Origin of the sequence: Spirillospora sp. NPDC046719 (assembly GCF_040645715.1) — a bacterium.
In the GTDB taxonomy this organism is placed as follows: Bacteria; Actinomycetota; Actinomycetes; order Streptosporangiales; family Streptosporangiaceae; genus Spirillospora.
Window position 1 is genome coordinate 1 of sequence record NZ_JBEYYT010000681.1, and the last position, 3,599, is coordinate 3,599.

General features: G+C 76.9%; 3 protein-coding genes and 1 pseudogene. 1 reads left to right on the top strand and 3 read right to left on the bottom strand.

Annotation, left to right across the window (positions count from 1 at the left end):
- A pseudogene (locus ABZ914_RS48535) lies at positions 1–646 on the top strand (hypothetical protein); the annotation flags it as partial.
- Between the two features lie 129 nt (positions 647–775).
- On the opposite strand, the gene ABZ914_RS48540 reads toward ABZ914_RS48535, so the two are convergent.
- From ABZ914_RS48540 to ABZ914_RS48550, 3 genes are read right to left on the bottom strand one after another with little or no spacing between them, the layout of a single operon-like run.
- Entirely contained in the window at positions 776–1,507 is a 732-nt protein-coding gene (locus ABZ914_RS48540) for an adenosylcobinamide amidohydrolase (protein WP_500201383.1), read from the bottom strand.
- 2 nt (positions 1,508–1,509) lie between these two features.
- Complete coding sequence (locus tag ABZ914_RS48545; protein ID WP_500201381.1) at positions 1,510–2,280, bottom strand: ABC transporter ATP-binding protein; 771 nt, start codon at positions 2,278–2,280, stop codon at positions 1,510–1,512.
- Positions 2,277–3,305, bottom strand: a complete 1,029-nt coding sequence (locus ABZ914_RS48550; protein ID WP_500201382.1) for a FecCD family ABC transporter permease — start codon at positions 3,303–3,305, stop codon at positions 2,277–2,279. Before ABZ914_RS48550 ends, ABZ914_RS48545 begins: the two co-directional genes overlap by 4 nt.
- Positions 3,306–3,599 lie beyond the last annotated feature (294 nt).

Here is a 3,599-nt window from a genome sequence, read left to right on the forward strand (position 1 = left end):
CCCCCCCCCGCCCGCCCCCCCGCCCGCCCCCGCCCCCGCGGCCGCCGCCGCCGCCGCCCAGCTGGCCGCCGAACGCGAGCGCGACCGGATCGCCTCCCGCGAGGGCGAGCTGCTCGCCGCGCTGGAGACCGCCCGGACCGAGCTCGTCGGCCTGCACGGCCGGCTGTCGGAGACCGAGACCGTCGTCGAGGGGCAGCGGATCGAGGCCGCCGCCGCCCGGCGCGCCGCCGACGACCTGCGCGCCGCCGTCCGCGACGCCGAGACCCAGCGCGGGCAGGCCGTCGCCGACCGCGACCAGATCCAGGCGCGCGCCCGCGAGGCCGAGGAGCGCAACTGGGACCTGTCGCGCGCCAACGAGGAGCTGCGCGCCGCCGTCCAGACCCTCACCGCCGAACGGGACGCCGCGCGCGCCGAGGCCGACCGCGCCCGCCGCCGCGTCGACGCGCTCACCCGCCCGGCGGACCCGCGCCCGGACGGCCGGCCCGCCGCCGACCGGGAGCCGCCGACCGGCCTGCACCCCCTGCCCCCGCTGAACGGGTCCTCGCTGAACGGGGCTCCGCTGAACGGGTCCGCGCGGGGCGGGTCCTCGCTGGACGGCACCGACCCGCTCGCGGTCAACGGCCACCGCCTTCCCCACGCCGGCTGACCATCCGCCGGCGTACCGGCCAGAAAAGGAGGTGAGGCCCTTCTCCACACGGCACTGGCCCTGAACCGGCCGCCGCACCGCACCGGGGTGGTGGGGCGGCCGGTACGCCGGGCCCGGCCCGCCCGCGGGTCAGGGCCGGTTCGTGCGCAGGTATTCGGTGTAGTCCAGCGCGCCCGCGCGGACCGCCGCGTGCACGGCGCGCGCCACCCGGGCGCCCCACACCGAACGGGGACCGGCGAACGGCTCCTCCGCGCCCGACGTCCGGGCCGCCACACAGATCGCGTCCGACGCGGTGCCCGTGCAGGGGTAACCCGCCTCCAGGAGCGCCTGCGTCTTGGCCTCCGTCGCGGTGACCACGGCGTTCACCAGCGCGGCATCGCTCAACGCGACCGGCACCGCGACGACGATGTTGATCGTCCCCGGGCGCCACGCCGTCCCGTGCTCCGACGGCTCCGGAGCGGGCTCCGGCTCCGGCGACGGCGGCGGCACGTCGACGTGCAGCGGCGCCAGCTCCGGGTCGGCGGCCCCCTCGGGCGCCGCCGCCCACGTCGGCACGCGGAGCCCGACCGTCGCCGACGCGGCGACGCCGCCGTCCTCGCGCCGCATCGTCCGGGCGACGGACGCGGCGGTCAGCATCCCGACACCCGGACCGTCCAGCCCGAACGACGCGGCCAGCTCCGCCAGGTGGACGACCGGGTCCGTCCGCGCGTACCGGCCGCGGACCTGCGCGTTCAGCACCCAGCCCAGGGGCCCGATCCCGCCGCCGAGCATCGCCGACGACACCGCCCGCCACCCGCCGCCCGCGCGCCACACCGTCGTGGCGAGCCGCGCGCCGTCCTCGTCCCGCCAGACCAGCTCGATGTTCACGGACGCTCCAGGGACAGCAGGGGCCGGCCGTCCGGCCCCGGAAGGACGTGCACGCGGGCGTCGAAGTGCTCCTGGATCGCCGCCCTGGTCAGCACCTCGCCGGGCGTTCCCGCCGCCGCGACCCGGCCGCCCGACAGCAGCACCAGGCCGTCGGCGTACTGCCCGGCCAGCGTGAGGTCGTGGATCGTCGTCACGACGGTCAGCCCGTCCGACAGTCGGAGCTGGTCGATCAGCTCCATCACCTGCTGCTGGTGCCCGATGTCCAGCGCCGTCGTCGGCTCGTCCAGCAGCAGCACCGACGTCTGCTGCGCCAGCGCGCGCGCCAGCACCACACGCTGCCGCTCGCCGCCGGACAGATGGTCGAGCGGACGGTCCGCAAGCCCCTCCAGGTCGAGGCGGTCGAGGACCTCCCTCGCGATGGCGCGGTCGCGCGCGCTCTCGCGGCCCAGATGCGGGATGTAGGGGGACCGCCCCAGCAGCGTGTAGTCGAACACCGTCATCCCGACCGGGAGGTTTGGGCTCTGCGGCGCGTACGCCACCAGCCGGGCGCGCTGCCGCGGCTTCATCGCCGCCAGGTCCGCGCCCGCCACCGCGATCTCGCCCGCGCTCGGCAGCAGCCCGAGCACCGCCCGCAGCAGCGTCGACTTCCCCGCGCCGTTCGGCCCGATCACCGCTGTCCACGACCCCGCCGCGACCTCCAGCGACACGTCCTTCAGCACCGGACGGCCGCCCAGCGCCACGTCCAGGCCCCGCACCGCGACCGTCACGTCTCCACCTGCCGCCGGCTCGCCCGCAGCACCGCCACGAAGAACGGGCCCCCGACGAACGCCGTCACCACGCCGAGCGGCAGCTCGCCCGGCGCGATCACCGTCCGGGCCACCAGGTCGGCCAGCTCCAGGAACGCGGCCCCGCCGAGCAGCGACAGCGGCAGCACCACCCGGTACGAGCCGCCCGCCAGCCGCCGCACCGCGTGCGGCACCACGATCCCGACGAACCCGATCAGCCCGCTCACCGCCACCGCGCTCGCCGTCGCCAGCGACGCCGCCACCAGCACCGTCAACCGGACCCGCGCCGCCGACAGCCCGAGCGAGGCCGCCTCCTCGTCGCCCACGCTCAGCACGTCCAGCAGCCGCCCGTGCGCGAGCAGCACCACCGTCGAGACCAGCGAGTACGGCGCGACCAGCGCCAGCTGGTGCCAGTCCGCCGAGCCGACCCCGCCGAGGATCCACGAGTAGATCCGCTGCAGCTCCTCCGCCTTCACCTGCTGCAGGAACGTCTGCACCGCCGACAGGAACGACGACACCGCCACCCCTGCCAGCACCAGCGTCGCCGCCCGGTTCCCGCGCCCCGCCGTGCTGCCCAGCGCGTACGCCATCGCCACGCCGAGGATCGCGCCCGCGAACGCCGCCAGCGGCACCCCGTACCCCGGGTCGCCCGGCACCACGACGATCACCAGCGTGGCGCCGACGCCCGCGCCCGCCGCCGCGCCGAGCAGGTACGGATCGGCCAGCGGATTGCGGAACACGCCCTGGTACCCGGCGCCGGCCATCGACAGCATCCCGCCGACCAGCGCCGCCATCAGCACCCTCGGCACCCGCAGCTGGAACAGCACGTTCTCGTCGACGACGCTGAACCCGCTGTCGACGTGCACGAATGGGATCTTGTCGGCCAGCGCCTCGAGGATGCCCGTGACGGGAAGCCCGGCCGCGCCGACCACCAGGCCCGCCAGCAACGTCGCAGCCAGCAGGACCAGCGCCACGGCCAGCGGCAGCGCCCGCAGCCGCCCTCGCACGCGCGGCCCGGAGTCCTTCTCCCGGCGCCGTCGTTCCGCTGCGGGCGTCGTCCCGCGCGGGCGTCGGCGACCACGTACCGGGACGTCCTCGCCCTGTCCCCGGACGTCTTCGGCGTCCGTCGGGACGTCTCTCGCGTCCCGTGGGACGTCTTCGGTGTCCTGCGGGACGTCTTCCGCGTCCGCGGAGACGTCCGCGGAGACGTGCCCCGGCCCCCCCGTGGGGGGGGGCGGGGGCGGCGGCCGGGCCCGGGGGGGGATAGGTAGTGCACACCGCAGTAAAACACACACCGGAAA